The following is a 2,332-nucleotide window of genomic DNA, read 5'->3' as shown; positions in this document are numbered from 1 at the left end:
TCCGGATCCCACCCGAAGAAGTCACCTGGAACACGTGCCCCACCCCGTTCACCACCACCGACGACACCTGACCCGCCTGCACGGCCAGACCCGAAGGCGGGGCGGGGTAGGGGTCGATCCCGTCGTTGGTCAGCCCGGCGGCGGCCGCGCAGCTCCACTGGCTGGGGCCTGCGGCACGCAGGACTTTCTCGGCTATCAGGATCTGCTGCTGTTTGGTGGCGAGGTCGGCCCGGGACGCGTACTGCCCGCCGCCGTAGGCGAGCCAGGTGCTGGAGCTGAACTGCAGACCGCCGTAGTAGGTGTTGCCGGTGTTGATGCTCCAGTTCCCACCGCTCTCGCACTGCGCAACCTTGTCCCAGGTCGCGACCGAGGCGGCCTGGGCCGATGCGGTCACGGCGAGGGAGCATCCGAGTGCGGTGAGCACGGTGGCCGCGAGGAGCGTGGACATTGCGGTGCGGGGCTTGTTGGGCATGGGAGGTCCTTGGGTGAGGAGGAGGAGGCCTGTGGTGCCGGCCCGTCCGGGGCGGGCCCTGCGGCTGCGGGTCAGAGGTTGTACCAGCCGCCCCAGGCCGATCGGCTGTAGTCGGCGTCCTGGCTGTGGGTCAGGCCATCGGTGGTGGAGGCGAAGAGGTGGACGCTGTCGCGGTCGGTGGCGGCGGCGAGGTGGGCGACGAGGCTGCCGGGCCGGGTGGTCCAGCCGTTCCATCGGCCGGTGGTGTAGTCGCCGTCAGCTGTGTGGAAAAGGCCGTCTTGGGTTCCGGCGTACAGGTGGACGGTGTCGTCGATGCCGGCTGCGGCGAGGGAGGTGACCAGGCTGCCGCCGAGGTCGTGCCAGCCGGTCCAGGTGCCCGCGGTGTAGTCGCCGTCGTCCGTGTGCAGCAGGCCGTCCTGGGTGACCGCGTACAGGTGGACGGTGTTGCGGGTGACGGCTGCGGCGAGTTGGGAGACCTGGCCGCCGCCCAGGTCATGCCAGTCGGTCCAGGTACCGGTGGTGTAGTTCTGGTCGGCGGTGCGCGGTACGCCGTTTTGGCGTAGGACGGCGTACAGGTGCACGGTGTCGCCGGTGGCCGCGGCCGTGATCGTTTCAATCTGGCTGCCGGGCACGTAGCGCCAGTCGGTCCAGGTACCGGTGGTGTAGTTCTGGTCGGCGGTGTGGAGCAAACCGTCCTGGGTCACGGCGTAGAGGTGGACGGTGTCACCGGTGGCTGCGGCGGACAGGGAGACGACCAGGCTGCCGGGCAGTTGTCGCCAGCCATTCCAGGCGCCGGCGTCGTAGTTCCCGTCGTTGGTCTCGATGTGGCCGTCGGCGGTAACCCGGAAAAGGTGGACGGTGTGCCCGGTCATCGCCGAGGCCGTCTGCGGGCCCTGCGGGACAGGGGCTCCGCCGGTGAACCAGCCGTTGCCGTGGGCCTGTTCGAGTGCGGTGGAGAAGGTACGCGCGATGCGGGCGTAGCCGAGGTCGTTGGGATGCAGCCCGTCAGCCATCTCCGGGCTGGGGGCGTTGAAGGGTACTAGCGCGGGTGCGTCGACGAAGCTGAAGTGCTTGCCCTGTTGTTGCTCGATGGGGGCGAGCTGCCGGAGCTGGTTGTTGTACTGGGCTATCTGGTCCGCCGTCAGCTGGTCGTTCAGGCCGGGAGAGGTCGGTACGAGGCCCTGGAGGATGACGGTGATTCCGGGGCGGTCGGCGAAGATCTGGTTGATCAACTCGGTCGTGCGGTCGGCAGCGCCGGATCGGTTCCCGTGGTCCAGGTCGTTGGCCCCTACGTGCAGCAGTACGACGTCGGGGCGGGCCATGGCGAGCCAGCGGTCCACGCTCGCCCGGACCTGGTCGATCGTGTATCCGCTGTGGCCCTCGTTCTCCGAATCGGCGGTCGGGCCGTTGTGCATCGAGCCGACGAAGTCGATGGAGTAGGAGGACTGTTGTCCCGTCAGTTCGGCTAGGGGTTGGCGGTAGCTGCCGCCGGTGGCGCTACCTACGCCCCAGGTGATGGAGTCACCGAGCGGCATGACGCGGACGATGTGCGGCGTGGAGGAGACGGTCGCGGAGGAGATGGCCGCGTGAGCGGCGGCGGAAGTGGTGGCGGTTCCGGTCGCGACTAGCAGGCAGATCGCAGCCAGGGCGGTGAGGCGCTTCACAGGTCCTCCTGGGAACGGGGCAGGGGGAGGAGCGGGAGTGACGGAAGGCGGCCCGGGCGGTATCGGGCCGCCCGGGCCGGTTGGCCCGTCACAGGTCAGAGGTTGTACCAGCCGCCCCAGGTGGAGTTGGTGTAGTTGGTGTCCTGGCTGTGGGTGAGGCCGTCGGTGGTGTGGGCGTAGAGGTGGACGGTGGTGC

2 protein-coding genes are annotated in these 2,332 nt (G+C 69.1%); both read right to left on the bottom strand.

Annotated features, from left to right (window positions below; genetic code table 11):
• Positions 1 to 472, bottom strand: a 472-nt coding sequence (locus OO48_RS40915; RefSeq protein WP_167346500.1) for a transglycosylase family protein, incomplete at its 3' end; no start/stop codon positions are given.
• A gap of 71 nt (positions 473 to 543) precedes the next feature.
• A complete protein-coding gene (locus OO48_RS35665; protein ID WP_051733397.1) occupies positions 544 to 2,136 on the bottom strand; it encodes a GDSL-type esterase/lipase family protein in 1,593 nt (530 codons plus the stop codon).
• Positions 2,137 to 2,332 lie beyond the last annotated feature (196 nt).

The organism is Kitasatospora phosalacinea, assembly GCF_000716545.1.
GTDB classification, from domain to species: domain Bacteria; phylum Actinomycetota; class Actinomycetes; order Streptomycetales; family Streptomycetaceae; genus Kitasatospora; species Kitasatospora phosalacinea.
This window is presented reverse-complemented; position numbering and strand designations above follow the sequence as displayed.